Annotated in this window: 19 protein-coding genes and 6 pseudogenes; 16 read left to right on the top strand and 9 right to left on the bottom strand. The window is 70.7% G+C overall.

Annotation, left to right across the window (positions count from 1 at the left end):
- Positions 1–115: 115 nt before the first annotated feature.
- On the top strand, positions 116–1,423 hold the full coding sequence (locus ACFYYH_RS15050) for a TerD family protein (protein ID WP_388550571.1): 1,308 nt from the start codon (positions 116–118) through the stop codon (positions 1,421–1,423).
- A 145-nt stretch (positions 1,424–1,568) separates the two neighbouring features.
- Here ACFYYH_RS15050 and ACFYYH_RS15045 read toward each other — a convergent pair whose 3' ends face one another.
- Positions 1,569–2,759, bottom strand: a complete 1,191-nt coding sequence (locus ACFYYH_RS15045) for a glycosyltransferase (protein WP_388550568.1) — start codon at positions 2,757–2,759, stop codon at positions 1,569–1,571.
- Here ACFYYH_RS15045 and ACFYYH_RS15040 point away from each other — a divergent pair.
- Both ACFYYH_RS15040 and ACFYYH_RS15035 read left to right on the top strand, forming a co-directional pair.
- Complete coding sequence (locus tag ACFYYH_RS15040) at positions 2,719–3,801, top strand: glutamate racemase (RefSeq protein ID WP_388550565.1); 1,083 nt, start codon at positions 2,719–2,721, stop codon at positions 3,799–3,801. The genes ACFYYH_RS15045 and ACFYYH_RS15040 overlap by 41 nt on opposite strands.
- Positions 3,802–4,008: 207 nt before the next feature.
- Positions 4,009–4,569 (top strand): hypothetical protein, encoded by a 561-nt coding sequence (locus ACFYYH_RS15035; protein WP_388550563.1) that lies wholly within the window; start codon positions 4,009–4,011, stop codon positions 4,567–4,569.
- Between the two features lie 166 nt (positions 4,570–4,735).
- On the opposite strand, the gene ACFYYH_RS15030 is transcribed toward ACFYYH_RS15035, so the two are convergent.
- Positions 4,736–5,821, bottom strand: a complete 1,086-nt coding sequence (locus tag ACFYYH_RS15030) for an O-antigen ligase family protein (protein ID WP_388550560.1) — start codon at positions 5,819–5,821, stop codon at positions 4,736–4,738.
- Positions 5,822–6,396: 575 nt separating this feature from the next.
- On the opposite strand from ACFYYH_RS15030, the gene lnt reads away from it, so the two are divergent.
- The 4 genes from lnt (at position 6,397) to ACFYYH_RS15010 (ending at position 11,725) form a co-directional block, all read left to right on the top strand.
- On the top strand, positions 6,397–8,001 hold the full coding sequence (gene lnt, locus ACFYYH_RS15025) for an apolipoprotein N-acyltransferase (RefSeq protein ID WP_388550557.1): 1,605 nt from the start codon (positions 6,397–6,399) through the stop codon (positions 7,999–8,001).
- 94 nt (positions 8,002–8,095) lie between these two features.
- Positions 8,096–8,575, top strand: coding sequence for an NUDIX domain-containing protein (locus tag ACFYYH_RS15020; RefSeq protein WP_388550554.1), 480 nt, complete (start codon positions 8,096–8,098; stop codon positions 8,573–8,575).
- Between the two features lie 55 nt (positions 8,576–8,630).
- Positions 8,631–9,566: a 3-hydroxybutyrate dehydrogenase gene (locus tag ACFYYH_RS15015; protein WP_388550551.1), complete on the top strand. Its 936-nt coding sequence runs from the start codon at positions 8,631–8,633 to the stop codon at positions 9,564–9,566.
- Between the two features lie 86 nt (positions 9,567–9,652).
- On the top strand, positions 9,653–11,725 hold the full coding sequence (locus ACFYYH_RS15010) for a helix-turn-helix domain-containing protein (RefSeq protein ID WP_388550548.1): 2,073 nt from the start codon (positions 9,653–9,655) through the stop codon (positions 11,723–11,725).
- Between the two features lie 30 nt (positions 11,726–11,755).
- On the opposite strand, the gene ACFYYH_RS15005 is transcribed toward ACFYYH_RS15010, so the two are convergent.
- Entirely contained in the window at positions 11,756–13,156 is a 1,401-nt protein-coding gene (locus ACFYYH_RS15005; protein ID WP_388550546.1) for an MFS transporter, read from the bottom strand.
- 247 nt (positions 13,157–13,403) lie between these two features.
- On the opposite strand from ACFYYH_RS15005, the gene ACFYYH_RS15000 reads away from it, so the two are divergent.
- Positions 13,404–14,173, top strand: a protein-coding gene (locus ACFYYH_RS15000) for an IS5 family transposase (protein WP_388551181.1) whose coding sequence is annotated in 2 segments (ribosomal slippage) — positions 13,404–13,685 and positions 13,688–14,173 — 768 coding nt in all. Because the reading frame shifts where the segments join, the coding sequence is not laid out codon by codon here.
- Here the strand turns inward: ACFYYH_RS15000 and ACFYYH_RS14995 are convergent.
- Positions 14,162–14,593 (bottom strand): DUF5959 family protein, encoded by a 432-nt coding sequence (locus ACFYYH_RS14995; protein WP_388550543.1) that lies wholly within the window; start codon positions 14,591–14,593, stop codon positions 14,162–14,164. The genes ACFYYH_RS15000 and ACFYYH_RS14995 overlap by 12 nt on opposite strands.
- A 218-nt stretch (positions 14,594–14,811) precedes the next feature.
- On the opposite strand from ACFYYH_RS14995, the gene ACFYYH_RS14990 reads away from it, so the two are divergent.
- The 3 genes and pseudogenes from ACFYYH_RS14990 to ACFYYH_RS14980 all read left to right on the top strand — a co-directional run.
- Entirely contained in the window at positions 14,812–15,999 is a 1,188-nt protein-coding gene (locus tag ACFYYH_RS14990; protein WP_388550540.1) for a hypothetical protein, read from the top strand.
- 55 nt (positions 16,000–16,054) lie between these two features.
- Complete coding sequence (locus ACFYYH_RS14985; protein WP_388550537.1) at positions 16,055–16,783, top strand: hypothetical protein; 729 nt, start codon at positions 16,055–16,057, stop codon at positions 16,781–16,783.
- 15 nt (positions 16,784–16,798) lie between these two features.
- Positions 16,799–17,022 (top strand): annotated as a pseudogene (locus ACFYYH_RS14980) (hypothetical protein); the annotation flags it as partial.
- A gap of 404 nt (positions 17,023–17,426) precedes the next feature.
- On the opposite strand, the gene ACFYYH_RS14975 reads toward ACFYYH_RS14980, so the two are convergent.
- Positions 17,427–17,873 carry a hypothetical protein gene (locus ACFYYH_RS14975; protein ID WP_388551179.1) on the bottom strand — a complete coding sequence of 149 codons (447 nt, stop codon included), beginning with the start codon at positions 17,871–17,873 and terminating at the stop codon, positions 17,427–17,429.
- A 174-nt stretch (positions 17,874–18,047) separates the two neighbouring features.
- A pseudogene (locus ACFYYH_RS14970) lies at positions 18,048–18,993 on the bottom strand (IS701 family transposase).
- 191 nt (positions 18,994–19,184) lie between these two features.
- Between ACFYYH_RS14970 and ACFYYH_RS14965 the strand changes: the two are divergent.
- Complete coding sequence (locus tag ACFYYH_RS14965; RefSeq protein WP_388550534.1) at positions 19,185–19,340, top strand: hypothetical protein; 156 nt, start codon at positions 19,185–19,187, stop codon at positions 19,338–19,340.
- Positions 19,341–19,375: 35 nt separating this feature from the next.
- On the opposite strand, the gene ACFYYH_RS14960 is transcribed toward ACFYYH_RS14965, so the two are convergent.
- Entirely contained in the window at positions 19,376–20,215 is an 840-nt protein-coding gene (locus tag ACFYYH_RS14960; protein ID WP_388550532.1) for an SDR family NAD(P)-dependent oxidoreductase, read from the bottom strand.
- Here ACFYYH_RS14960 and ACFYYH_RS14955 point away from each other — a divergent pair.
- Complete coding sequence (locus ACFYYH_RS14955) at positions 20,214–20,930, top strand: TetR/AcrR family transcriptional regulator (protein ID WP_388550530.1); 717 nt, start codon at positions 20,214–20,216, stop codon at positions 20,928–20,930. The genes ACFYYH_RS14960 and ACFYYH_RS14955 overlap by 2 nt on opposite strands.
- 54 nt (positions 20,931–20,984) lie before the next feature.
- On the opposite strand, the pseudogene ACFYYH_RS14950 reads toward ACFYYH_RS14955, so the two are convergent.
- Both ACFYYH_RS14950 and ACFYYH_RS14945 read right to left on the bottom strand, forming a co-directional pair.
- Positions 20,985–21,667: pseudogene (locus ACFYYH_RS14950) on the bottom strand (transposase); the annotation flags it as partial.
- A gap of 54 nt (positions 21,668–21,721) precedes the next feature.
- A complete protein-coding gene (locus ACFYYH_RS14945) occupies positions 21,722–22,396 on the bottom strand; it encodes a transposase (RefSeq protein ID WP_388551178.1) in 675 nt (224 codons plus the stop codon).
- Between the two features lie 370 nt (positions 22,397–22,766).
- On the opposite strand from ACFYYH_RS14945, the pseudogene ACFYYH_RS14940 reads away from it, so the two are divergent.
- The 3 pseudogenes from ACFYYH_RS14940 to ACFYYH_RS14930 all read left to right on the top strand — a co-directional run.
- A pseudogene (locus ACFYYH_RS14940) lies at positions 22,767–23,735 on the top strand (helix-turn-helix domain-containing protein); the annotation flags it as partial.
- 58 nt (positions 23,736–23,793) lie between these two features.
- Positions 23,794–25,131, top strand: a pseudogene (locus tag ACFYYH_RS14935) (WD40 repeat domain-containing protein); the annotation flags it as partial.
- 5 nt (positions 25,132–25,136) lie between these two features.
- A pseudogene (locus ACFYYH_RS14930) lies at positions 25,137–25,244 on the top strand (hypothetical protein); the annotation flags it as partial.
- Positions 25,245–25,314 lie beyond the last annotated feature (70 nt).

Below are 25,314 nucleotides of genomic sequence, written 5' to 3'. Positions count from 1 at the left end.
AGACACGGCCTAGCGGGGGGTTACCGGCGGGTCTCGCGGGGTCCGAACGGCGCTCCTACGATTAGGTTTGGCGGCACGAAATCTTCGGCCGCCGCGACGCGTGATGGGGGCGAGCATGTCCATGCTTAAGGGAGCCAATCTGCCGGTACCGGCGCCTGCCGTCCGAGTCGAATTGGGGTGGCGTTCGGGGCCCGGCGTACCGGATGTCGACGCGTCGGCGCTGCTGCTCGTCTCGGGGAGGGTCCGCTCCGACGCGGACTTCGTCTTCTACAACCAGCCCGTCCACACGTCGGGCGCGGTACGCCACGAGAGCAAGTCGAGCGGGGGAGCCGGGGTCACGGACACCCTCACGGTCGATCTCGCGCGCGTGGAGCCGGCGGTCGAGCGGATCGTCCTCGCCGCGTCGGCCGACGGCGGCACCTTCGGCCAGGTGCCCGGCCTGTGCGTACGGGTGCTGGACGCGGCGGCGGGCACCGAGATCGCGCGGTACGACAGCCAGGACGCGACCGTCGAGACCGCGTTCGTCCTCGGCGAGCTGTACCGCCGCCAGGGCAACTGGAAGTTCCGCGCGGTCGGCCAGGGATACGACAGCGGACTCGCGGGCCTGGCAGCGGACTTCGGTATCTCGGTCGACGAACCGCGGCAGTCCGTGGCCCCGGCGCCCTCCACGTCCACGACGGCCACGGTGCCCACGGCTCCCGCCCGGACGGCGCCCCCGGCCCCCGCGTCGGCACCGCGTTCGGGGCCCGCTCCCGCCCCGACCTCCGCTCCCGCCCCGGCTCCCGTGCGGCTCACCAAAGTGACGCTGACCAAGGAGGCCCCGAGCGTCTCCCTCGCCAAACAGGGCGGCAGCTCCGGCATGATGCGCGTGAACCTCAACTGGCAGGTGCGCAAACAGTTCAAGGGCTGGGGCGCCAAACTCGGCCGGGCCGTCGCCATGCATGGTGATCTCGATCTCGACCTGTGCGCACTCTATGAACTCACCGACGGCCGCAAAGGGGTCGTCCAGGCGCTCGGCAATGCCTTCGGCGCGCTCAACCAGCCGCCGTACATCCATCTCGACGGCGACGACCGCACCGGTGGGAGTGCCAGTGGTGAGAACCTCACCATCAACCTCGACCACAAGGACCGACTGCGCAGGATCGTCATCTTCGTGACGATCTATGAAGGCGCCCGCAGTTTCGCCGATCTTGACGCGACGGTCACTCTCCAGCCGCAGCACGGCGCCCCGATCGACTTCTCACTCGGCGAATGCACGGTGCCCTCGACGGTCTGCTCACTCGCGCTGATCACCAATACCGGCTCGGACCTCGTCGTCCAGCGGGAAGCGCGCTTTCTCGTACCGGAACGCGGCGTCAGCCCGCAGCGGACGATCGATTACGCGTATGGCTGGGGCATGAACTGGACGCCCGGCAGGAAGTGACCCGCGGACGACGCCGTGCCGACAGGGGCGTACGCGTGACGGGATACGGGATACGGCAGAACTGGCGACGGAGGGGTACAGAACAGAGGGGTACAGAGAGGCAGGAGCGGGCAAGAGGCGAAAGCCGATGGGACGGCGGTAGCGGTCAGCGGTCCGGGGCGGCCCGGGGACGGGTGTACGTACGCCCCTTCCAGGCGGCGCCACGGCCCCGGTAGTGCTGGACGGCGGAGTCGACCGTCATCAGCAGATAGAGCGACGCCGTGAAGGGCAGCAGCGGAGCCAGCCAGAGCGACTGCCGGTAGTAGCGCAGCATCGGGATGTACGTCGCCGTCATCACCGCCCACGCGGCGAAACCCAGCCACCCCGCCGCCGTGTCCCCGCCCAGCACACCCGCGCCCAGCGCCACCGGCGGTGTCAGATAGATCAACGCGAGACCCGCCACCGTCCCGAGCAGCACCAGCGGATTGTGTCTGAGCTGTGCGTAGGCGCTGCGCGAGACCATCCGCCAGAGATCGGCCAGCCGTGGATAGGGACGCACGCTGTCGACCCGTTCCGCGAGACCGAGCCAGATCCGGCCCCCGCTGCGCCGCACCGCCCGTGCCAGTGACACATCGTCGATCACGGCCTGGCGGATCGACTCGGGCACCCGCGCGCGGACGGCGGCCTCCGTACGGAGGAGGACACAACCGCCCGCCGCTGCCGCCGTACGGCCACCGGGACGGTTGACCCAGCGGAACGGATAGAGCTGCGCGAAGAAGTACACGAAGGCCGGTACGACGAGCTTCTCCCAGAGACTCGCCACCCGGAGCCGCGCCATCTGCGAGACCAGATCGAGGTCCCGTGCCCTGGCGGCGGCGACCAGTTCCCGCAGACTGTCCGGCTCATGGGCGATATCGGCGTCCGTCAGCAGCAGATAGTCGGGATCGTGGGCGCGCGCCAGCGCGATGCCGTGGCGCAGCGCCCACAGCTTTCCGGTCCAGCCGGGCTCCGGCTCACCGGGCGAGGCCACCGTCAGGGGCAGCCCGCCCAGCCGCTCGGACAGTTCACGGGCGAGCGCGCCCGTACCGTCCTCGCTGCCGTCGTCGATCAGGAAGATCTCGGCCTCGCCGGGATACACCTGCGCCAGCAGGGACGGCAGACTCTCGGGGAGCACCGCCGCCTCGTCCCTGGCGGGTACGACGACGGCGACCGACGGCCAGCAGGCACGGGCCTCGTCGATGTGGTACTCCTCATGCTCGGGGAGCCGCTGGTCCGTACGCCAGAAGAACCCCTGACCCAGCAACAGCCAGCCCCATATGGCCAGCGAACCCACGGCGATCCAGGCAACGGCGCTCATCCGCCGCAGTCTGCCCCACATCACCGGGACCGCACACGCTGTCGACTATGGTGACCGGGTGAAGATCGCGCTCATGGACTCAGGCATCGGGTTGCTCGCGGCCGCCGGCGCGGTACGGAGGCTGTGCCCCGAAGCCGATCTCGTTCTCTCGTCCGACCCGGACGGGATGCCCTGGGGACCACGTACTCCGCGGGACGTCACCGCGCGCGCTCTCCTCGTGGCGCGGGCCGCGGCGGAGCACCGGCCCGACGCGCTGATCGTGGCCTGCAACACCGCGTCCGTGCACGCCCTGCCCACGCTCCGCGCCGAACTGGAGCCGGGGCTGCCGGTGATCGGCACGGTCCCGGCGATCAAACCCGCCGCGGCTGGTGGCGGGCCCCTCGCTATCTGGGCGACCCCGGCCACCACGGGCAGCCCGTACCAGCACGGCCTCATCCGTGACTTCGCGCCGTCCGTCGGTGTCACCGAGGTGCCCTGCCCCGGACTGGCGGACGCCGTGGACCATGCCGACGAGGCCGCGATCGACCGCGCGGTGGCCGCGGCCGCCGCGCTCACCCCGCGCGAGGTGAGAGCCGTCGTCCTGGGCTGCACCCACTACGAACTGGTGGCGGAGCGTATTCGTACGGCTCTACGGCGGCCCGGTCTGCCGGACGTGGTCCTGTACGGCTCGGCCGACGCGGTCGCCGCGCAGGCACTGCGCAGGATCGGCGCTCGCACCGGCTCCCGCACCGGCACCGGGACCGCTGCGGTGGACGGGGGTGACGGCCGTGACGGCCAGGGCGACGACCGGGTCCTGGTGAGATCGGTCACTCCGACGGAGCTGTCGGAGCTATCGGAACTGTCGGATCCGACAGATCCGTCGGGAAGCCCTGTGGGCGGTCCCCTGGACGGTTGCGCGAGCACTTCGCCGGGCCTTCCCCCGGGCCGCCCCTCGCGCGCACGGCTCACCGTGCTGCTCAGCGGACGCGAGTCCGTGCTCCCGGAACCCGCGCTCGCCTACGCGGAAGGCCGACTGCTCGCCGCCCTCGGCCAGGTGCGCTGACCCGAACGGAGCATGCCCCCGTGGCGCCTCCGAAGTACGTCCGGAGCGCCTGCTGGACGTCGGCGCGACGCGTAGCGGACGCGCGCCCACCGTGTACGCGCCCCGTCCGGAGTACGTGGAGGACCCGTACGGAGCGCGTACGGGGTAACGCCGCATCAGGTGGCGGAGGGACTTCCCACGGATCGGAACCTGGGTACTCTGCAAGACATGAGGGAGCACCCCCGGCATGAGGGCCACGCCGATGAGCCCTTGCCCGACACCTGGACAGGCCGCGCCACCAACCGTGCGCAGTGGCTGCTGGCCGCCGCCGGCGCCGCGTGTATCGCGCTGGGGATCGTGCTGGCCGTGGAATTCTCCTGGTCCTCCGGATTCGCCGCCCTGCTGATGTCGGTCGTCGGCTGTGTGACGGCGGGACTGCTGATCCTCTTCGGGACCCTGGCGTTCGTCCATGTCGCCGTCAGGGTCGAGGGGGACTGCCTGGAGGTGCGCTGCGGTCATATGGGTCTGCCGCGCCGCCGCATCCTGCTCGCCCATGTCGTGGACGCCGACTTCGCGCCGAGGGTCACCCCGCGCCAGTGGGGTGGCTGGGGGTACCGCTGGCGCCCCGAGATGGGTACGGCGGTGGTGGTGCGCCGGGGTGAGGCCCTGGTGCTCAAGCTGGGTGACGGCCGGATCTTCACCGTGACGGTGGACGACGCCGAGTCCGCGGTGCGATTCATCCGCAGCCGCCTTCAGCTCGCGCCCAGGTCCAACGCGGCGGGCATCTGACCGACGGCGCCCGACGCGTCCGCCGCCCCCGCCCCCGCCCGCTCCGTATCCCTTGTCGGTCCGTTACCGGGGCCATTGCCGGGCCGCCCTTCGGGGCCGACGCGCCAGGATTCGTGGCGGCCCGGCGGCCAGTAGTGCTTTGTCAGGTGGTGTCGTAGCCCTGGCGTCAGGTCTCTTCGGCCGGTGCCGATGTGAGGGAGGACACAGGCACGGGACCCATGCGCCCGGCGTCCGGTCTCGCCGTGGCCAGCCCCGCGAGCAGGCCCGCGCCCGCGGTCACCGGGGTGAAGCTCAGCGCGTTGCCCACGCTTGCGACCGCCGCCAGGGCCGTCAGCGCGGCCCCGGCCGTGAGGACCACCGGGGTGGAGCACGCCGAGCGCGCCAGTCCGTACAGCAGCCAGCCGAACACGGCGCCCAGCAGCAGAAGCCCCACCACCCCCTGCTCCGAGGCCTGCTGGAGCGCCGCCGAGTGCGGAGTGCCGTCGCTGTCCAGCGACCGGGTCACCGTCGGACTGAGATCACCGAAACGGTCGGGCCCCGAGCCCAGCAGGGGGTGCTCCTTCGCCAGTTCGGCCGCGTCCTGCCACAGCGCCACCCGGTGCTGGGTGAGCTGCCCCTCCAGCGAGGCCGAGAGACCCTCGGGGAGCGCCTGCTCCGCCACCGCCCAGGAAGCGCCCACGACCAGCGCCGTGACCAGGGCGAGCCCGGCGAGACCGGCCGTCCGGTGCCGTGTCCTGGCCGCCGCCGGCGTACACAGCAGCACTCCGAGCACCGCGACGAACCCGGCGACGGAACCGAACAGCAGCGCGGCGCCCGCGATCGTCACCGCCAGCAGCCGGAGGGCGATCCGAACGGATGAACGGCCGACCGCGTTCGCGGCGCAGCAGGTCGCCCCCGCCGCCAGTACGAGCAGTGCGGCCACCGCGCCCGTGTCACCCGGGGGAGTGCCCACTGTTACGGCCGTACCGAATCCCTCCTGGCTTGATGCGATCGCCGCCGCGAGCGCGGCGACCGCCATCACGGAAGCCGTCGCGACCGGCGCCAGGGATCCGCTGATCCGCCCGCTGGCGTAGCCCGCCGCCACGGCGAGCACCGCCAGCAGAACCCCTTCGGGCCTGCCGTCCGTTCCTGCCGCGCTGATCAGCGCCCATACCGCGCAGCCGCCGAGGACCACGGCGCCGATGGCATCGGGCGCGCCCGCGCGTTCCGGTACGACTGATCGTTCCACCGGCGGTTCCGCTGGTGCGGCCATTCCGACGCCCCCGACCTCTGACGGGCCCCGTCCACAACCGCCGGATCCGGCCATGTTACAAGGGCTGGCGACACGGTAACGGCAGGGATGGCGATGTGTGGAGGGATTGCGAAGGTACGCCGCTTTATGGGGCGGCGTACGCGGGGGTGCGCGCCCCGTCACGCGCTCACAGCGCGCCGGTCCCGAGGCGTTCCCGGCATGTCCCGGCTCGTTCCCGACCGCTTCCCTGCCCGGACCCGACCATGCGCGCCGCGCCGGACGTACGCGTGCGGAGCCCCCCGCCGGGCACGGTTCGGCCGTCGGACACTGCTCGTCACCCCGCGCTCGCTCCGGTAGGTGTCGCGTATGTGTCGCGCACGTACGCGCCGGGCCGTCACACGCCGGGCCCTCACCTGCCGCTCCCGTACACGCAGCTCCCGCGCCGGGCCCGTACGCGCTGCTCCCGTGGGGTGCCGGGCCCGTACGCGCCGCTCCCGTGCGTGCCGGGTACGCGCTTTCCTGCGCGTCGGAGACCGTTCCCGTACGTGGCGGGCCGCGCTCCCCTTCTCACAGCGGCCCACCGTAGACTCCGCCGGGTGAGCGCCACCATCACCACCGTCGAGCCCACTCCGCCCGCCTCGGCCCCCCGCGGCCGTGGCCTGCTGCGACGGTTCATCCGGCCGGGCGCGGCGGCGCTGTCCGGCGTCCTGCTGTTCGCGAGCTTCCCGCCCCGCACCCTGTGGTGGCTGGTACTGCCCGGCTTCGCCCTGCTCGCCTGGAGCCTGTACGGCCGCAGGCCGCGCGCGGCTCTCGGCCTCGGCTATCTGGCCGGCCTGGGCTTCCTGCTGCCGCTCCTGGTCTGGACGGGAGAGGAGGTCGGACCGGGACCATGGCTCGCGCTGGTCGCGCTCGAAGCGCTCTTCATCGCTCTCACCGGCGTCGGGATCGCCGCCGTGTCACGGCTGCCCGGGTGGCCGGTGTGGGCCGCGGCGGTGTGGATCCTCGGCGAGGCGGTCCGCGCGCGGGTGCCGTTCGGCGGATTCCCCTGGGGCAAGATCGCCTTCGGCCAGGCGGACAGCGTCTTCCTGCCGCTCGCCGCCGTGGGCGGCACCCCGGTGCTCGGCTTCGCCGTCGCCCTGTGCGGCTTCGGTCTGTACGAGGCGGTACGCCAGGTCCTCGCGTACCGCAGGACCGGAACGGTTCCGCGCCGCGCCGCGGCCGTCGCCGCGCTCGCCGTCCTCGCCCCCGTCACGGCGGCACTCGCCGCCCTGCCCCTGGTGGACGACTCGGCCGAGGACGGCACCGCGACCGTCGCCGCGGTCCAGGGCAATGTGCCCAGGGCGGGCCTCGAATTCAACGCCCAGCGCCGCGCGGTCCTCGACAACCATGTCCGCAGGACGCTTCAGCTCGCCGCGGATGTGAAGGCGGGCAAGGAGCCCCGGCCCGACTTCGTCCTGTGGCCGGAGAACTCCTCCGACATCGACCCCTACCGCAACGCCGACGCCCGGGACGTGATCGACCAGGCCGCCAGGGCGATCGGCGTACCGATCTCCGTGGGCGCCGTCGTCACCCCGGACACCGGACCGCTGCGCAACACCCAGATCCTCTGGGACCCGGAGCGCGGTCCGACCGTCACCTATGACAAGCGGCAGATCCAGCCCTTCGGTGAGTACCTCCCGCTGCGTTCCCTCGTACGGATGATCAGCCCCGGCTACGCGGACATGGTGCGCCGGGACTTCGGCCGGGGCGGCGAGCCGGGTGTCTTCGATCTCGCGGGCACCGATGTCGGGCTCGCCACCTGCTACGAGGCGGCGTTCGACTGGGCGGTGCGGGACACCGTCAGCCACGGCGCCCAGCTCATCTCCGTCCCCAGCAACAACGCCACTTTCGGCCGCAGCGAGATGACCTACCAGCAACTGGCGATGTCGCGCGTGCGGGCCGTGGAGCACAGCAGGACCGTGGTCGTCCCTGTCACCAGCGGGGTCAGCGCGATCATCCAGCCGGACGGCAGGATCATCCGGAAGTCCGGGATGTTCACGCCGGACGCGCTGGTCGCCAAGGTCCCGCTCCGCTCCTCCCTGACCCCCGCCACCCGCCTCGGCACGCTGCCCGAGGGCCTGCTGGTGGCGGTCGCGGTGGGCGGTCTCGGCTGGGCGACGGCCCGTTCCGTACGCAACAGGAGGACCACGACCGCGGATTGAAGGTGCCCTGCCGAGGCAGGTCGGGGCCCCGCCCGCGATCCCGGCGGCCGGTCGGCCGCGCCGGGCTTCCCCGTCGGGCGGCTATGGTCGGCGCATGGCAACCCCAGACTTCATCCGACAGATCCGTGCCACCGCGGGCCACCAGCTCCTTCTGCTGCCCGGCGTCAGTGCGATCGTCTTCGACGACGACGGGCGCGTACTGCTGGGCCGCCGCGTCGACACCGGGCGCTGGTCGGTCGTCGGCGGGATCCCGGACCCGGGGGAGCAGCCCGCGGTCGCGGCGGTGCGCGAGGTGTACGAGGAGACCGCCGTGCGGTGTGTGGCGGAGCGGGTCGTGCTCGTCCAGGCGCTCGAACCGATCGTCTACCCCAACGGCGACACGTGCCAGTACATGGACATCACCTTCCGCTGCCGTGCGACCGGCGGCGAGGCGCGGGTCAACGACGACGAGTCCCTGGACGTGGCGTGGTTCCCGCTGGACGGACTGCCGGAGCTGGGGGAGTTCGCGCTCCTGAGGATCAAGCAGGCGCTCACCGATACACCCACATGGTTCGAACCTATGCCTCCCCAGTGAAGTGTGGGTGCTGACCACATCGGTCGGGACCTGAGCGCTGCTTAGGGTGCGGAATATGACCGCGCCCACCACACCAGGTCCCGTCTCCCGGTCCGGCACCGAGAGCGTCGTCGGCCCCGGCCCCGCTTTCCCCTCCGGCAGCGCTCACACCGCTCACACCGCTCACACCGCTCACACCGCCGCGTCCGCGCTCGACGGCGTTCCCGCCGCCGCCCCGTCCGCTCCCGTCGCGCTCGACCTCGGCGGCCGTGTCGCACTGGTCACCGGCGCCGCGAGCGGTATCGGCCGGGCGTGCGCACTGCGGCTGGCGGCGGCGGGGGCCCGGATCAGAGCCGTGGACCGGGACGGGGAAGGGCTCGACAGCCTGGCCGAGGACGCCAAGGGGCTGGTGGGCGCCGTTGAACCGTGGGTCCTCGATCTCACCGACCTCGACGCGGCGGAGCGGGCCGCGGCCGGCACGGACGTTCTCGTCAACAACGCCGGGCTGCAACTGGTCCGCCCCATCGAAGACTTCCCGCCCGATGTGTTCCACACCGTTCTCACGGTCATGCTGGAGGCGCCCTTCCGGCTGATCAGGGGCGCTCTGCCGCACATGTATGGCGAGGGATGGGGTCGTATCGTCAATGTGTCGTCCGTACATGGGTTGCGCGCGTCGCCCTTCAAATCGGCCTATGTGGCCGCCAAACACGGTTTGGAAGGTCTCTCCAAGACCGCAGCGCTGGAGGGGGCCTCGCATGGTGTCACCTCCAACTGCGTCAACCCCGGATATGTGCGCACACCACTGGTCGAGAAACAGATCGCCGACCAGGCCGAGACCCATCACATTCCCGAGGAGCGGGTGCTGGCCGATGTCCTGCTCCAGGACTCCGCGCTGAAGCGCCTGCTCGAACCGGACGAGGTCGCCGAGGCGGTCGCCTATCTCTGCACCCCGCAGGCGTCCTTCATCACCGGTACGTCGCTCGCCCTCGACGGCGGCTGGACAGCGCACTGACTCTTCCGGGCGGCCGTTCTTTCCCCATCGCTCGCGTTGTCCACAGGGCTGGCGCGGCCGGCCGTACGACGGGTAATCCTGTGTCCATGTCCCACGATCAGGCTTCCTACCTGGAACTCCTCGCACGCGGCGCCGCGGCGGAGGCATACGACCGGCCGGCGCTGCTCGCCCGTGCCGACGGCGCGGGGGCGGAGACGCTCGCCGCGCTGGAGCACGCCAAGCGGCTCGCCCTGCGGGTGCGGGCCGAGCTGGCGGAGCGGCGGCGCCGGGAGGCCGAGCTGTCGGCGCTCTTCGAGACCGCCCACGACCTGGCCGGGCTGCGCGATCTCGACGCCGTGCTCCGGGCGATCGTGCAGCGTGCCCGTTCGCTGCTGGGCACGGAGGTCGCGTATCTCTGTCTCAACGACCCGGCCGCGGGCGACACGTACATGCGGGTCACGGACGGCTCGGTCTCGGCCCGCTTCCAGCAGCTCAGACTCGGGATGGGGGAGGGGCTCGGCGGGCTCGTCGCCCAGACCGCGCGCCCCTATGTCACCGACAGCTATTTCGACGATCCCCGCTTCCAGCACACCAGAACCATCGACTCCGGGGTGCGCGACGAGGGGCTGGTCGCCATTCTCGGTGTCCCGCTGATGCTCGGCAGTCAGGTCATCGGTGTGCTCTTCGCGGCCGACCGCCATGCCCGGGTCTTCGAGCGGGAACAGATCGCCCTGCTGGGCTCGTTCGCCGCGCATGCCGCGGTGGCCATCGACACGGCGAACCTGCTGGGGGAGACCCGTTCCGCGCTCGCGGAGCTGGAGAAGGCCAACGAGATCATCAAGGAGCACAGCGCGGTCATCGAGCGCGCCTCCGACGTGCACGACCGGCTCACCGAACTCGTCCTGCGCGGTGGCGGGGTCCACGACGTGGCGAACGCGCTCTCCGAAGTGCTGGACGGCACGGTCGAGTTCGCGGGCCCCGGCTCCGCCTTCGTGACCGCCCTGGAGCTGACCGGCACGGACGGGCGTGCCAAGTGCCACGACAAGGTCTGGGGCGCCGCCGTCTCGGCGGGCGGCGAGCTGCTCGGCGCGCTCGTCCTGCGCGGCCATCCCGGGCTCGACCCCGTCGACCAGCGCACCCTGGAGCGGGCCGCCATGGTCACCTCACTGCTGCTGCTCGCCCGCCGCTCGGCGGGCGAGGCCGAACACCGCGTGCGGGGCGAGCTGCTGGACGATCTCCTCGACGCCCCCGACCGTGATCCACGGCTGCTGCGCGAACGGGCCGCCCGGCTTGGCGCGGACCTCGACGCCCCGCATGTGGTGCTGGCCGCCAGGATCGACGGCGCCCCCGCCTCCGGCACCACGGAACGGGAGACGGCCGACCGGCGCCGGCTGTGGTCCGCCGCGTCGCATCTCGCCGCCACCGGACAGGGACTGGCCGCCACCCGCGACGGAGGCACGGTCCTGCTGCTGCCGCTCGCCCCCGGCGACACGGCCGCCGGCCTGGCCCGCCGTACGGCAGGACAGCTCGGCGGGACGCTGCGGGAGCCCGTCACCATCGGTGCGTCCGCCGTCGTCGAGTCGCCGGCCGGACGGCCGGGCGCGATAGCCGAGGCATACGCGGAGGCGAGGCGCTGTCTGGACGCGCTGCGGCTGCTCGGCCGCTCCGGGGACGGCGCGGCGGCCCAGGATCTGGGCTTCCTCGGACTGCTGCTCGCCGACACCCGTGACATCGAGGGCTTCGTCCACCGCACCATCGGTGAGGTCGTGGACTACGACCAGCGCCGGAGTACGGACCTGGTCCGTACCCTCGGGGCGTACTTCGCGTGCGGTATGAGCCCGGCCCGTACGAAGGACGCGCTGCACGTCCATGTCAACACCGTGGCCCAGCGGCTCGAACGGGTCGGCAGGCTGCTCGGTCCCGACTGGCAGTCACCGGCGCGGGCCCTGGAGATCCAGCTCGCGCTGCGGCTGCACGCGATGGCCGCCGCGGGGGGGGGGGGGGCCCGGGGGGGCCCCCCCCCCCCCCGCCGGCCGCCCCCCCCGCGGCCCGGCGCCCCCCCCCCGGGGGGGGCCCCGCGGGGGGCCCCCCCGCCCCCCCGGGGGGCCGGGCGGCGGGGCCCCCCCGGGCGGCCCCGGGCGGGGCCCCGGGCCCCCCCCCCCCCCCGGCGGCGGCCATGACCCGCCTGTGCGTGCCTCCGCGCCGCGGTGTCAGGCGCGCGGGGTACGCACGGGAGCGGGGTCGGCCTGGCGCGGCGTCGGTACCTTGCCGGAGTCCGGCTCGGCGCCGACATCCGCGAGGTCACGCTGCCGGGTCTCCCGTGCGCAGACGATCGCCACAACGGTGATCAGCGCGGAGGCGATGACATAGAGGGCGATCGGCGTCGAGCTGTCGTAGTCGGCGAGCAGCGCCGTCGCGATGAGCGGCGCGGGCGCGCCGGCCGCCACCGAGGCGAACTGAGCACCGATCGACGCCCCCGAGTACCGCATCCGGGTCGCGAACATCTCGGAGAAGAAGGCCGCCTGCGGCGCGTACATCGCCCCGTGCAGCACCAGCCCGACCGTGACGGCCAGCAGCATGTTTCCGAAGCTCGCGGTGTCGATCAGCGTGAAGAAGGGGAACATCCAGGCCCCGACGCCGACCGCGCCGATCAGATACACGGGCCGGCGGCCGATACGGTCCGACAGCGCGCCCCACACCGGGATCACCGCGAAATGCACGGCGGAGCCGATGAGTACGGCGTTGAGCGCGGTCTGCTTGCTCACCTCGGCGGCGGTCGTCGCGTACACCAGGATGAACGCGGTGATCACGTAGTAGCTGATGTTCTCCGCCATCCGCGCGCCCATCGCCACCAGCACATCCCGCCAGTGGTGGCGCAGAACCGAGACGATCGGCGTCTTCTCCGTCGCGGCCTCCGCGGACTTCCGCTGTTCGGCCTGTGCCAACGCCGCCTTGAAGACGGGGGATTCGTCGACGGAGAGCCGGATCCACAGACCGACCAGCACCAGCACACCGGAGAGCAGGAACGGTATGCGCCAGCCCCATGAGGTGAAGGCGGCGTCCGAGAGCAGCGCGGTGAGCGCGGAGAGCACCCCGGTCGCGAGCAACTGCCCGGCCGGCGCCCCGGTCTGCGGCCACGAGGCCCAGAACCCCCGCCGCTCGGCGTCCCCGTGCTCCGACACCAGCAGCACGGCCCCGCCCCACTCACCCCCGAGCGCGAAGCCCTGGATGAGCCGCAGCACGGTCAGCAGCACGGGAGCGGCCGTACCGATGGTGGCGTGCGTGGGCATCAGCCCGATGGCGAAGGTCGCGCCACCCATCATCAGCAGACTCAGCACGAGCAGCTTCTTACGCCCGACCCGATCCCCGAAATGCCCGAAGACCAGCGCCCCGATGGGCCGCGCGGCGAACCCCACCGCATAGGTGAGGAAGGACAGCAGCGTCCCGACCAGCGGATCGGAGTCGGGAAAGAACAGCTTATTGAACACCAGAGCGGCGGCGGAGCCGTACAGGAAGAAGTCGTACCACTCGATGGTGGTCCCGATAAGGCTCGCGGCGACGATGCGCTTGAGCGAACTGGGCGTTGGGGGAGCGGATGCCGAGGCAGCCATGGTCACCACTTCCGAGCGGGTCCGGGGACGGTTGCTGTGTCGCCACACCGTAGGAATGCCCAGGTCAAGGGCCCATGTGGTGGGACACCATAGTTCAACCCCGAGGTGTGCGCGTACGCCCCATGCCAGCTATTAGAACTCCTAAGCAAATGATCTTTGGGGTGGTTGGATCACTCCGGGACTGTTGATCCGGGGGTGTGCGGTGGCTCGGCTGAAGCCGTGGCGTGTCGATGACGAGCTGTGGGCGATGATCGGGCCGCTCCTGCCGAAGGTGGAGCGTCGGGTCCGGCATCCAGGACGCAAGCGGCATCCGGACCGGCTGGTGTTGCAGGGCATCCTGTTCGTGTCGCATACGGGGATCGCCTGGGAACATCTGCCGCAGGAACTCGGCTTCGGCTCGGGTATGACGTGCTGGCGCCGGCTGGCGGAGTGGACCGAGGCCGGGGTGTGGCCCCGGCTGCACGAGGTTCTCCTTGCGAAACTGCGCGGTGCGAACGCCCTGGACTTCTCCCGGGCGGCGGTCGACGGCTCCCATATCCGGGCATTAAAGGGGGACCCAAGACAGGACGAAGCCCCGTTGACCGGGGCAGGGCGGGAAGCGAACACCACTTGATCACCGATGCCACCGGCATCCCGCTCGCGGTCACACTGGCCGGCGGCAACCGCAACGACGTCACCCAGCTGATCCCGCTGCTGCAGGCCGTGATGCCGGTGCGGGGCAAACAAGGCCGTCCTCGGCGTCGGCCTGACGTGGTGCTGGGTGACCGCGGCTACGACCACGACAAGTACCGCCGCCTCGTCTGGAGCCTCGGTGTGAAACCGGTGATCGCCCGCCGGGGCACCGAGCACGGCTCCGGCCTCGGCACTCAACGCTGGGTCGTCGAGCGGGCCTTTGCACACCTGCATTGGTTCCGCCGTCTGCGGATCCGCTGGGAGATCCGCGACGACATCCACGAAGCCTTCCTCGTTCTCGGATGCGCACTCATCTGCTGGCGGCGGCTGCTTTCAGCCCGCTGACAGCATCGGAACCCAGTGCGCCATCACTCGATGCAAACGCTGCTGGTGAGCCGCAATCCAGTCGTCCGGCGGGACGAGCGGCACTCTCACGGTGACCATGGATCCCGACTCGTCCTCCACCACTACTTCCGGACAGTCACGCTCGCCACTGAGCTGGATCCAGATGGAAGGCCCCCTGTCCCACTCCATCCAGGCGACGTCCTCGCCGGCGTCGAGCCTGTTCAGCGCGTCCGCCCAGCTCTCCAGTTTCGAGATGGACAGCACCAAATCGATACGGCCGGACACGAAGGGCGTCCTGACCACGATTTCGGCGTCGAGCCCGGCACTCCACCTGGGATCACGACCCAGAACGTTGACGGTGACGCTGTTCCCCTCATCATCGGCGAGGGAGATGAGCTCCCTCGGAACGATGTCGCCCATAGCTGCCCCTTCATCGGCGAGTACCGAGCGATCGTCGCCCTGTCACGAGTACGTCCGCCACTCCATTTCGTTAGGAGTTCTAAGGCGGCGTAGGTGCGAAGTGCCTCCGCGGGCCGGTCGGGTTTTGTAGTTGACACTCCAATTTTGAGGCATAGAATAGAGTGATCCCTACAAAAAGTGTGGGCGGTACGCCGCTGAGAGCGGCGCAGGAGACCATCGTGAACACGATTGACCAAGTCACCCCGCAGTCGGCGGGAGCTTTGACCTTCAGCTCCGACGGGGTTCTCTTCGTGGGCGACAGTAAGTTGGGGGCCGTCTTCGCCTTCGAGACGGACCGGAGCCAGGCTCCGGCCTCGCTCGATCCCTTCCTCTTCGAGTCGATCGACGAGAAGATCGCCGCGGCGCTGGACGTAACGGCGAAGAGCCTGGTGATGAACGGGATGGCCGTCCATCCAGTGACGCGCGAGCCGTACCTGTCAGTCGGGGTGCGTAACGGCGATCGCCTGGAGCCCGCGGTCGTGAGCGTCTCGCTGGCCGGCGAGGTCCGCCCGTTCGACCTCTCCTCGTCGAACGTGACGGTGCACCAGCTGTCCGACGTTCCCGACGAGGGCAAGACCTTCAAGTCCCGGGCCGGTACTTTCCCCATGCCACCGGCGTCCTACTTCGACGAGAAGGCGCGAACGCCGCTGCGGTCCATGACGATCGTGGACCTGAAGTTCCACGCCGGAGAGGTGTTTGTCGCCGGCGTCTCGAACCAGGAGTTCTCCTCCACGCTGCGGCGTATCCCCTACCCGTTCACCGGGGATGCCAGCGAGACCCAAGTGGAGATCTACCACCTCGCGCACGGCATGTATGAAACGCGTGCGCCGATCCGGGCCATGCAGTTCGCCACCATTGACGGCGAGGACACCCTCATCGCCGCCTACGCTTGCAGCCCGCTGGTCACCATCCCGGTCGCGGAGCTCAAGCACGGAGCGACGGTGAGGGGCAAGACGATCGGCGACATGGGCAACGGCCAGCCCATCAGCATGGTCGCCTACCGCGAGGGGGACGAGGAGAAGCTGTTCATCACCAATCTCAGCCGCGGCCCCGTCGTGGTCCCGCTCTCGGGGATCCGCTCTGCCGGAGGTTTCACCCCCGAGAACCGGCCGACCCAGGGCCCGATGCTGGACCAGTCCCCCTTCATGCCGGCCGGGCCGGTCGGCAAGCAGGTGCTGTTCGTCGGATCGTCGCTGCGGGCGGACCTGTTCAGCGACCGCTTCTTCGTCTCGCTGACCCGCTACGCGGATACCGGCGATCTGACGCTGGAGACCCTGATGGTCGCCCCGCTCCCCGGGCGGCTGGACAAGATCTGGGTGGAGATGGATTTCCCGGGCGTCGAGAGCCCGCACAAGGTGACGGCGTGAACGGCAGGCTTCAACGTTGAGTGCGCCAGAGATGCCGACCCCGACTTCCCCAGAGGTGCCGATCCGCATCTCTCCCCAAGCCGAGGTCCTGCCCGCCAACACCCTGCGTTTCTACCTACATTTTCCCAGGCCGGGAGAGGCGCACTTCGATCGTGACCGCCTCTGGCTGGTGGATGAGGAGGAACAGGCGGTGCGTGAGCCTTTCCTCGTCCTGTCCTCTGAGCTCTGGTCCGTCGACGGGCGCCGCCTGACCGTCCTGATGGAGCCAGGAAGGATCAAACGCGGTCTGGGGGCAGACCCGTCACACGAGGCGGCGCTGGTCGCCGGGCGGACGTACAGCCTCGTCGTCACGGCGCTTGGGCAGACAGCGCGCCATACCTTCCGGGTCAGCGATCCAGTGCTGGAGGCGGTCGACGAGACCCGCTGGCGTCTCGTCCCCCCGGCAGCGGGGAGCCTTGATCCCGTCGTCGTGCACTTCGACAGGGTGATGGACGCCGCCCTCTGCCAGGACGAGATCGCAGTCCTGGCCCCTTCGGGAGATGTCGTTCGGACGCGTGTGTCACTCGCACCGGACGGAACCGCAGCACGGCTCGTCCCGAGTCACCCGTGGCGCGCCGGGGAGCACCGCCTCCTAGTCTCCGAACGTCTCGAAGACGTCTGTGGCAACAGGCTGGGCGAGGCCCTGGACCACGACCTGGGAGCGGAAGGAGCACCACGCGCCGGAATGATCAACTTCACTACACGCAGCACCGTCGCGACCCCGTCCGCTCAAGCGGCGCGCTGATGCGGCCGGTACGCGGAAGGCTGCATCCGAGGCCAGGCTCCGATCACCCGCACGAGCATTCCCGGGGTGTTCGCCCCGCCGGCGACGTCGTCGACCACACCTACCGCCAGGCCATCACCGCCGCCGGCACCGGCTGCGCCGCCGCCCTGGTCGCCGAACGCCACGTGGCCGCCCTCGCCGACCACACCCCGGAAAGCAGGCCCGCCCGGCAAGACCCCGTGCTATCCCCCACGCCCTGATTTCAAAAGGGCCGGTGCGTCGGGTGTGGGCGCACCGGTCGCGGGCACGCGAACTATTGCCCCCAAGGGTGCCAATGTCCCCTCGGGGACCGGCGGCAGTGCCGCCCGGCAGCGCCCGGCCGTTCCGCCCCCCGGACGGCCGGGCGCACCACCTTCGAGGATGTGCTCAGCCCGCGGCCGGCTCGTTGCCCGAACCGAAAACCGGCACATCAGTCGGCGCCGCATCAGCCCGCACCCACAGTCACCGCACCGGGTGCCGCCACCGGCCCGCCGCATCCAGCGACACGTCCGCAGCCACCTCCCCGACCAGCACCGGCTCCACGAGCTCCAGCCGCAGCACCTCCCTGGTGTCCCGCCCTGCCGAGAACGTCCATCCCGTCCAGGATGCCCGCCCGACGGCGTGGTCAACTGAGCACCGAGCGCTCGGGCCGCCTCGCGGGGCAGCACCAAGGTACGACCGGGGTACTGCGGAGCACCACGCGCGTCCAAACGCCCCAAGAGCACCGTCGTCGGCGACGCGACCGAACCGCCGACTGCACCGACCACCGCCTCGGTCGACCCCCGTGCCCGGTACTTCCTCCAGCCCGCGGCGGCCGGGGGGCGTACTTCTGGTCCAGGCGCTTGAAGACCAGGCCCTCCATCCTCACGGCCGACCACGACAACCAGCCGTCGCCGACGGCCGAATCCGTGGTTGAGGGGCACAGCACCCACGGGGTGCGAAGCTCATACTCGGAGAACAGCGAAGCCAGCGCAGCACGTCGCGCGGCATAGGGCCGACCCGCCAGGTCTCCCTCGGCCCCAAAATGCAGCAGGTCGAACACCACGAAGTGGGCAGGCCACCGCGCGGCCAGCCTTGCCGCCCTAGTACTCCAGCGGTAGTTCGCTATCGTCGCTGGTTAGGGGCCGTTTCTCGACTGTGGCTGACTGACGGCTCATCAGGTGACGGCGCTCGTGACCGGTCGTGCGGCGTGTGTAGTGGCAGCGTTTCGCAGTGGCTTGGTGGCGTCGTCTGTAGCGGGACCAGCTCAGTGTGCGGGCGGGATGCCCGTGGCGCGCTGGGCTGGGATGGAGAGCTTCCAGGAGTCTCCGGATTTCTGCCAGGGTGAGGGGCGCGAGGGTGGGTTCATCGTTTCTTCGGCCCCCCTTTCGATCTCGGCGGCCGCCATGGCGGCGAGGAAGGCGTGCGCGAGCATGACCAGGGTGATGTGCCGGTACCAGCCGACGTAGCGGCGGACTTCGTACTGGTCCAGGCCGCATTCGTTCTTCGCGGCCTGGAAGCACTCCTCGATCGCCCACCGTGATCCGGCGATGCGGACCAGGTCCTCGACGGTGGTGCCGTCCGGGGCGTAGGCCGTAGGCGGAATCGGCGGTGACCCAAGCGATGGGCAAGGCGGAGGCCAGAGCCCGCCGCACCAGCTCCCGGGCCAGTTCACCCTTGGTCGCGAAGGTCCGCTCTTCGGGGATTTTCGCAGCCCGGCAGCGGTCCGGGTCACCCGTCCAGGACTTGGGAAGATACAGTTCCCGGTCCACCAGCGCCCTCCCCTTGTCCGAGGCGTAGGCGGCGAACACGCCGATCTGGCAATTCTCCGTCCGGCCCGCGGTGCCCGAGTACTGGCGCTGGACACCGGCAGAGGTGATGCCCTTCTTGATGAACCCGGTGTCGTCGACGATCAGGGTGCCGTCCTCGTCGACGAGCTTCTCGGCGACGTACTTCTGCAGGTCGTCGCGGAGTCCATCCGCGTCCCAGCGTGCACGGTTCAGCAGGTTCTGAAGCCCGTCCGGTGTGCTGTGACCTGCGAATTCCGCGAGTTGCCAGCCGTTTTTGCGGCCCACCGAACCCAGCAGACCACGCACATAGGCCCGCATCCGCCGACGAAGGTCCGCCCGGCTGAACCGCTGCCCCACCCGCAACAGCAGCTCTTCCAGCTCGGCCGCCCACCCCGCTGCCAGTTCTGTCTCTTCCACAACCATGACGACGAACACGCCGCACGACCGGTCACGAACTGCCGTCACCTGATGAGCCATCAGTCAGCTACAGTCGAGAAACGGCCCCTGACCAGCAACGTTAGCGAACTACCGCTGGAGTACTAGGTCGCGAATCTACCCAGAACCGAGGATCAGAAACAGCTACTGAGATCGATGATGACGAGAGCAACGGCCTGGTGCGGATTGTGCGCCGGGGCACCGCGTCGGTGGTGACCTGGCGGACGGAGCGGATGGTGCTGCCGTCGACCCCGGGCGTGGGCTTCGCGGTCTCGCTCGACTCCGCTCCGCCCGGGTCTGTGTCCGGGCGCAGCGGAGTCGGCCGGTTCACGTGACCGAGCTTCGCGCTTGCTGCTTCGCGGGCGAGATGTCAGACCGCGAGGCGGCCGCCGTCGACCGGCAGCAGCACACCATGGATGAAGCTGGCCTCCTCGGTGGCGAGGTAGGCGATGGAGGCGGCGATCTCTTCGGGCTTCCCGACGCGCCCGGCCGGCGCGCCCTTCGCAAGCTGATCCAGCGCGTCGCCCATGGGAATGGTGCCTTCGGTGCGGGTGGGGCCGGGGCTGACGGCGTTCACACGGACACCGGCGGGGCCGAACTCAGCAGCCCAGGACTTGGTCAACAGCATGAGAGCGGCCTTGCTGGAGCCGTACAGCCCCATCCCGTTCATGCCGAACTCCGACACCATGGTCGTGACGTTGACGATCGCTCCGTGGCCGCGTCCGGCCATCGCCGGAGCCAGTGCGGCCACCAGCAGATAGGGCGCCTTGACGTTGACGGCGAAGACCTCGTCGATCTGATCGGCCGGGGTGTCGGCGGTGAGGCCGAAGGGGGAGACGCCGCCGCAGTTGACGAGGATGTCGACGTGGCCGCCGCCCGCCTGGGCGGCGCGGGAGGCAAGCTCCCGCACGCTGCGCGCGTCGCCCAGATCGGCCGCGACGAAGTCCGCCGTCCCGCCAGCGGCGCGGATGCCGGCGACGACGGCCTCGCCGCGCGTCTTGTCCCGGCCGGACACGATGACGTGCGCCCCCAGGGTGGCCAGACGGTCAGCGGTGGCTTTGCCGATGCCGCTGGTGGCGCCGGTGATCAGGGCGGTGGAACCGGTCAGAGCGGTGGTCATGGGAACCTCTCGATTAGTGGAGCGAATACTCCAGACCATGCTCTGATATTTTTGGAGCGTCAACTCCAAAATCGAGTATGCTGAACCCATGGACCAGTCAACACCCGAAAGCCGGACAGACCGCACGGATCGGACCGGCGCGGTCGTCGAGGCCACGCCCCGGGCAGTGCGGAAATTCACGACGAAGGGTCTGGCAACCCGCGCTCGCATCGTCACCGCCGCCGCCGAGCTGGTGTTCGCCCACGGCGTGGCCCGCACCGGCATCGAGGACGTCCAGCGTCGAGCGGGTGTCAGCGCGTCGCAGCTGTACCACTACTTCACCGACAAGGACGACCTGATCCGGGCCGTGATCGCCCACCAGACCGACGGCATCCTGGCCGCGCAGCGACCCGTCCTCGACGAACTCGACAGCTTTGACGCGCTCGATCGCTGGCGTAACCTGCTCATCGACCTGCAAGAGCAGCGCAACTGCGTCGGCGGCTGCCCCATCGGATCGATCGCCGCCGAACTGGCCGACAACGACCCCCGCGCACGAGCGGACCTCGTCGACAGCTTCGAACGCTGGGAGGCTCCGATCCGCGACGGCCTGGCCCGCATGCGCACCCGAGGCGACCTGCGCCCCGACACCGACACCGACGCCCTCGCTCTCGCCCTGCTCGCCGCGTTACAGGGCGGACTCCTCCTCACTCAGACCCGTCGCGACACCACCCCCCTGCGCACCGGTCTCGACGCCGTCCTGGCCCACATCCGAACCTACGCAACCGAGCAGACACGGCACCGTGACCCCAGCTCCACTGGGCGCTAAATGATGTCCCCTAACTGGGTGTTGGGCAGCGTCGGGCGCTTGCCTGCTGCGCGGCTACCCGGCGAGGGCGAGGTTGTGCAGTCGGGCCACACCGAGGATGGCTTGGTGAACGCCATCTCCGCGTAAGCGGCAGTCGCGGAGGATCTTGTAGGTCTTCGTCCGGGAGAAGGCGTGCTCGACGCGGGCCCTGGCCCGTCGGTGGACGGCATTCTCGGCTTGCTGTTCAGACGTGAGGGTCTGTCTTTACGTGGCCGGTGCGGGATGAGTGCAGGGGTACCGCGATAGCCGCCATCGCCGAGGGCCGGGGCGTTGTTCACCGGGCGGTCGACGCCGGACTCCCGGTAGGCACGTGCGTCGTGTCGGTTGCCGGACAGTGGCCGTCCGGCGGTCACGACCAGCCGGGTGTTGGCGTCGATGACGATCTGGTGATTGGTGGAACAGCGCTAGTTCTTGCTGGAGGCGGCCACGCTCCTGTCGCGGGTGGGGACCAGAGTGCCGTCCACGATCAGGACCGTGTCGACGGGGTGGCGGCCCCGCGCAGGGGCAGGCGCCACAACCGGAGCGATGTGATCGATCCCCCGGTCGGCAGCTGACTTGGAGATCCCGAACAGCGGACCGAGCTGCCGCATTGTGAGGTTCGTCCGCCAGTACGCGGCCACCAGCAGTATGCGGACCTCCAGAGGCAGAGCCCAGGGCCGGCCACCGGTGAGTGCACCCCCGCCCCGACGCCTTACGAGCCGACGAGCTAGGGGCTGTTTGAGGTTCAGATCATGTGGTTGAGGTGAGGAGCTTCAGCCACATGATCGATCCGCGGAGGTGGAGTCCGGCCTTGTAGCTGTCGGGAGCTTTGTCGTAGCGGGTGGCCGGGCCGCGCCAGGTCTTGATCTTCTGGAAGCAGCGTTCGACGGTGTTGCGCTGTTTGTAGGGTTCGGGATCGTAGGTGACCGGCCGTCCTCCGGCCGGGCCCTTCTTCTTGCGGTTGGCTGCTGGTCGGTCTTCTCGGGGATCACTGCGCTGATGTGGCGCCAGCGTAAGTAGACCCGGTTGGCTCTGGAGGAGTAGACCCTGTCCGCGGCCACGGCGTCCGACCGGGTGCGGGGGCGGCCGACAGGCCCGGGGAGGCGGATCTTGTCCAGCACGGTCTGGAACTGAGGGCAGTCCGCGGCCTGGCCGGGGGTGAGCACGAACGACAGGGGAAGCCCCGTGGCGTCGACCGCGGCATGGATCTTGCTGCTCAGCCCGCCCCGGGACCGGCCGAGCCCGGCGGCATCCGCCCTGGCCCTGCGACGCCGTCGCGCTGCGGCCCGGTCCGGGTCCGGCGCGTCCGTACCACTCGCGTCCGCACAGGCCGTCGCCTCATCACCCGCAGCACGGGCGGCTGCTGGGGAAGCGGAGCCCCTTTTTCCTCGGTCAGGGCCTGTTCCAGGGCGTCCAGGGTCTCCCCGGCCACTGCCAGGCCAGCCGATTCGTGATGCGATGGCAGTAGCCCTCCGGCCGGCCGCCGAGGCCCGCCAACCAGCCCCGAACCGGCAGCAGAACCTTCACCACAACCCACTCGGCATCGCTCATGTCAGAGCTGTATCGAGGCCGGCGATCCGGCTGATCGCACGCGTTCCCGAACCTGTGGGCGAGGCAGTCACACGCAGGAGTGGACGAACTGGACCCGGCAACCGCGACCACGCGACACTTCGACAACGGGGCCTCTTGACTCTCGCTGGACTCGACAACCGCGAGCTACCAAGAGGCCCCTCTTCCATGCCCCGTCATCAACCAACTCACCCGATCTAGGACTCTGTTCGAACCCAGCCGACCACGCGAGCGGATAGAGAACAGGCAGTGAACCATGGGGGGACCGTGGGGCGTCCGGAGCGTCGGCTGGATCCGGAGGCGGGGCCGCTTGAGCGGTTCGCCTGGGAGTTGCGGCAGTTACGGGGAGCCGCGGGGGGCTTGAGTTACCGGGAGTTGTCCAGACACGCGCATTTCTCGGTGACGGCTCTGTCCGAGGCGGCCGGTGGGCGCGAAGTGCCCAGCCTGGGCGCCACGTTGGCGTACGTGAAAGCCCCCGGAGGGGACCGGGCGGCGTGGGAGAAGCGCTGGCGGCTGTTGGCCGCCGAGCTGGCGGCCGGCGAGTCCGTCGAACCTGTGGTGGCGGTGGCGGACGCGCCCTATCTGGGGCTGGCCACCTTCGAACCGGCAGGCGCCGAGCGGTTCTTCGGGCGCGAGCGGTTGGTGGGGGAGTTGTGCACCCGGCTGGCCGAGAGCCCGATTCTGGCGGTGTTCGGCGCCTCGGGGGCCGGTAAGTCCTCGGTCCTCAGAGCGGGACTGCTGCCCGCGGTGCGGGCGGGAGGTGTCGAGGGCGGCCGACACTGGCCGACCGTACTGCTGGTCCCCAGTGAGCGCCCGGTGGACGAACTGGCCGTACACCTGGCGAACCTGAACAACATCGGGGCGGGGTCACTGGCTCACGCGCTGACCACCGGACCCGAGGGAATCCGCCTGACCATCCGTCAGACGCTGAGCGGTCTGCCGGAGACGGCGCGCCTGCTGATCGTCGTCGACCAGTTCGAGGAGGCCTTCACCCTCTGCCACGACGAGGGGGAACGAACACGGTTCGTCGACCTGCTCGTGGCCGCCGCCGGAGAACCCCGGGCCCGGGTCGTGATCGGGACGCGGGCCGATTTCTACGCCCGGTGTGCGGAACACGTCGGCCTGGTGGCGGCGCTCGACGGTCGGCGGGTGCTGATCGGGCCCCTGGACGAGGCCGATCTGCGCCAGGTCGTCGTCGGGCCCGCGAAGCGCGAAGGGGTCAGGGGCGAGCCCGAGCTGGTCGAGGCCGTGGTGAACGACGCACTCGGCCGGCCGGGTGACTGCCGCTGGTGTCGCACGCGCTGCTGGAGACCTGGCGTACCCGGCGGGGGACAGCGTTCACGGCGGCCGGCTACCGGGCGGGGTCCGCAGAGCGATCGCGCAGAGTGCCGAGCGGGTCTACGGCACGCGGGACGAGACGCAGCGAAGACTCTGCGGCCATCTGTTCGTCCGGCTCACCGCGTTGGGCGAGGGCACGGAGGACACACGCAGGCGGGCGCCACGCGCGGAGTTGCTGGGCGGTCCGGAGCGGGAGGCGGTCTCCGTCGTACTGGACCGGCTGATCGCGGCCCGCCTGGTGACCGTCGACGAGGAGTCGGTGACGGTCGCGCACGAGGCGCTCATCCGGGGCTGGCCACGGCTGCGCGCCTGGCTGGCGGAGGACCGCGAGCTACTGCGGGCCCATCGACGACTGACCCAGGCCGCGGCCGAGTGGGAGCAGCACGGGCGCGAGGACGGCGATCTCTTCCAGGGGACCCGACTGCTCGCCTGGGACGGGCGAGGTCTGGAGCGGTTCAACGACGTGGAGCGGGCCTTCCTGGACGCAGGCCGCTCCCGCCGCGCGTCCCAACGGCGGGGCCGCCGCAGACGGGTGCGGGTCGGCGTGGCCATGTTCGCGGCGGCCGTGGCGGTGGTGGGAGCGCTGGGCGGGGCCGCGCTGGTACAGAGCGACCGCACGGCGGTCGAGCGCGACCGGGCCGAGTCCCGGCAGCTCGCCGCCGAAGCCCGCAGGGCGCTGCGGACCGATCCCCGCGGGGCGTGGCTGCTGGCGCGCGGCGGGCGTACGCGACCTCGCCGACCGCGGAGGCCGAAGCGGTACTGCGGCAGGCCGTGGCCGACGACCGGACCGCCGCGGTGGTGCGGGGACGGGACGGTCGGATGCTCGGAGTGGCGATCAGCCCGGACGGGAGCCGGCTGGTCGGCACCAGCGAGAACGGCGCGGTACGGATCTGGGGGTGGTCGGACGGCCGCGTCTTCGGGGACGCGCCCGCATGTGCTGCGTGGACACCGGGGCGAGGCGTGGAGCCCCACCTTCACCCCGGAAGGGCGGCGGCTGGCCACGGCGGGACTCGACAGCACCGTACGGGTCTGGGATCTCTCCGGCCGACAACGGCCCGTGGTACTGCGCGGACACCGGGGCCCGGTGCGGAAGGTGGTGTTCAGCCCGGACGGGCGGCGGCTCGCGAGCGCCGGTGACGACGGCACCGTACGCGTCTGGGACGCCGCTGGGCGGGGAAAGTCGCAGGTCCTGCGCGGGCGGCAAGGGGGCGTGTTGGCGGTGGCGTTCAGCGCGGACGGCCGGCACATGGTTACCGGCGGCAAGGACGGCACGATACGGATCTGGGACCGGGCCCCGGGCCGTGCGGCACGGGTCCTGCGCGGACACAAGGGCGAGGTGCTCGGCCTCACCGTCAGCCGGGACGGGCGGCGGGTAGCCAGGACGGCACGGTGCGGATCTGGGACCTCGTGGGGGCGGACCGGCCGGTGGTACTGACGGGCAGTGCGAAAGGCGTGTGGT

It is taken from the genome of Streptomyces sp. NPDC002018 (assembly GCF_042890865.1).
Classification (GTDB): Bacteria; Actinomycetota; Actinomycetes; order Streptomycetales; family Streptomycetaceae; genus Streptomyces.
The sequence above is the reverse complement of the archived record's forward strand: the minus strand, read 5'-3'. Positions and strand labels throughout refer to the sequence as shown.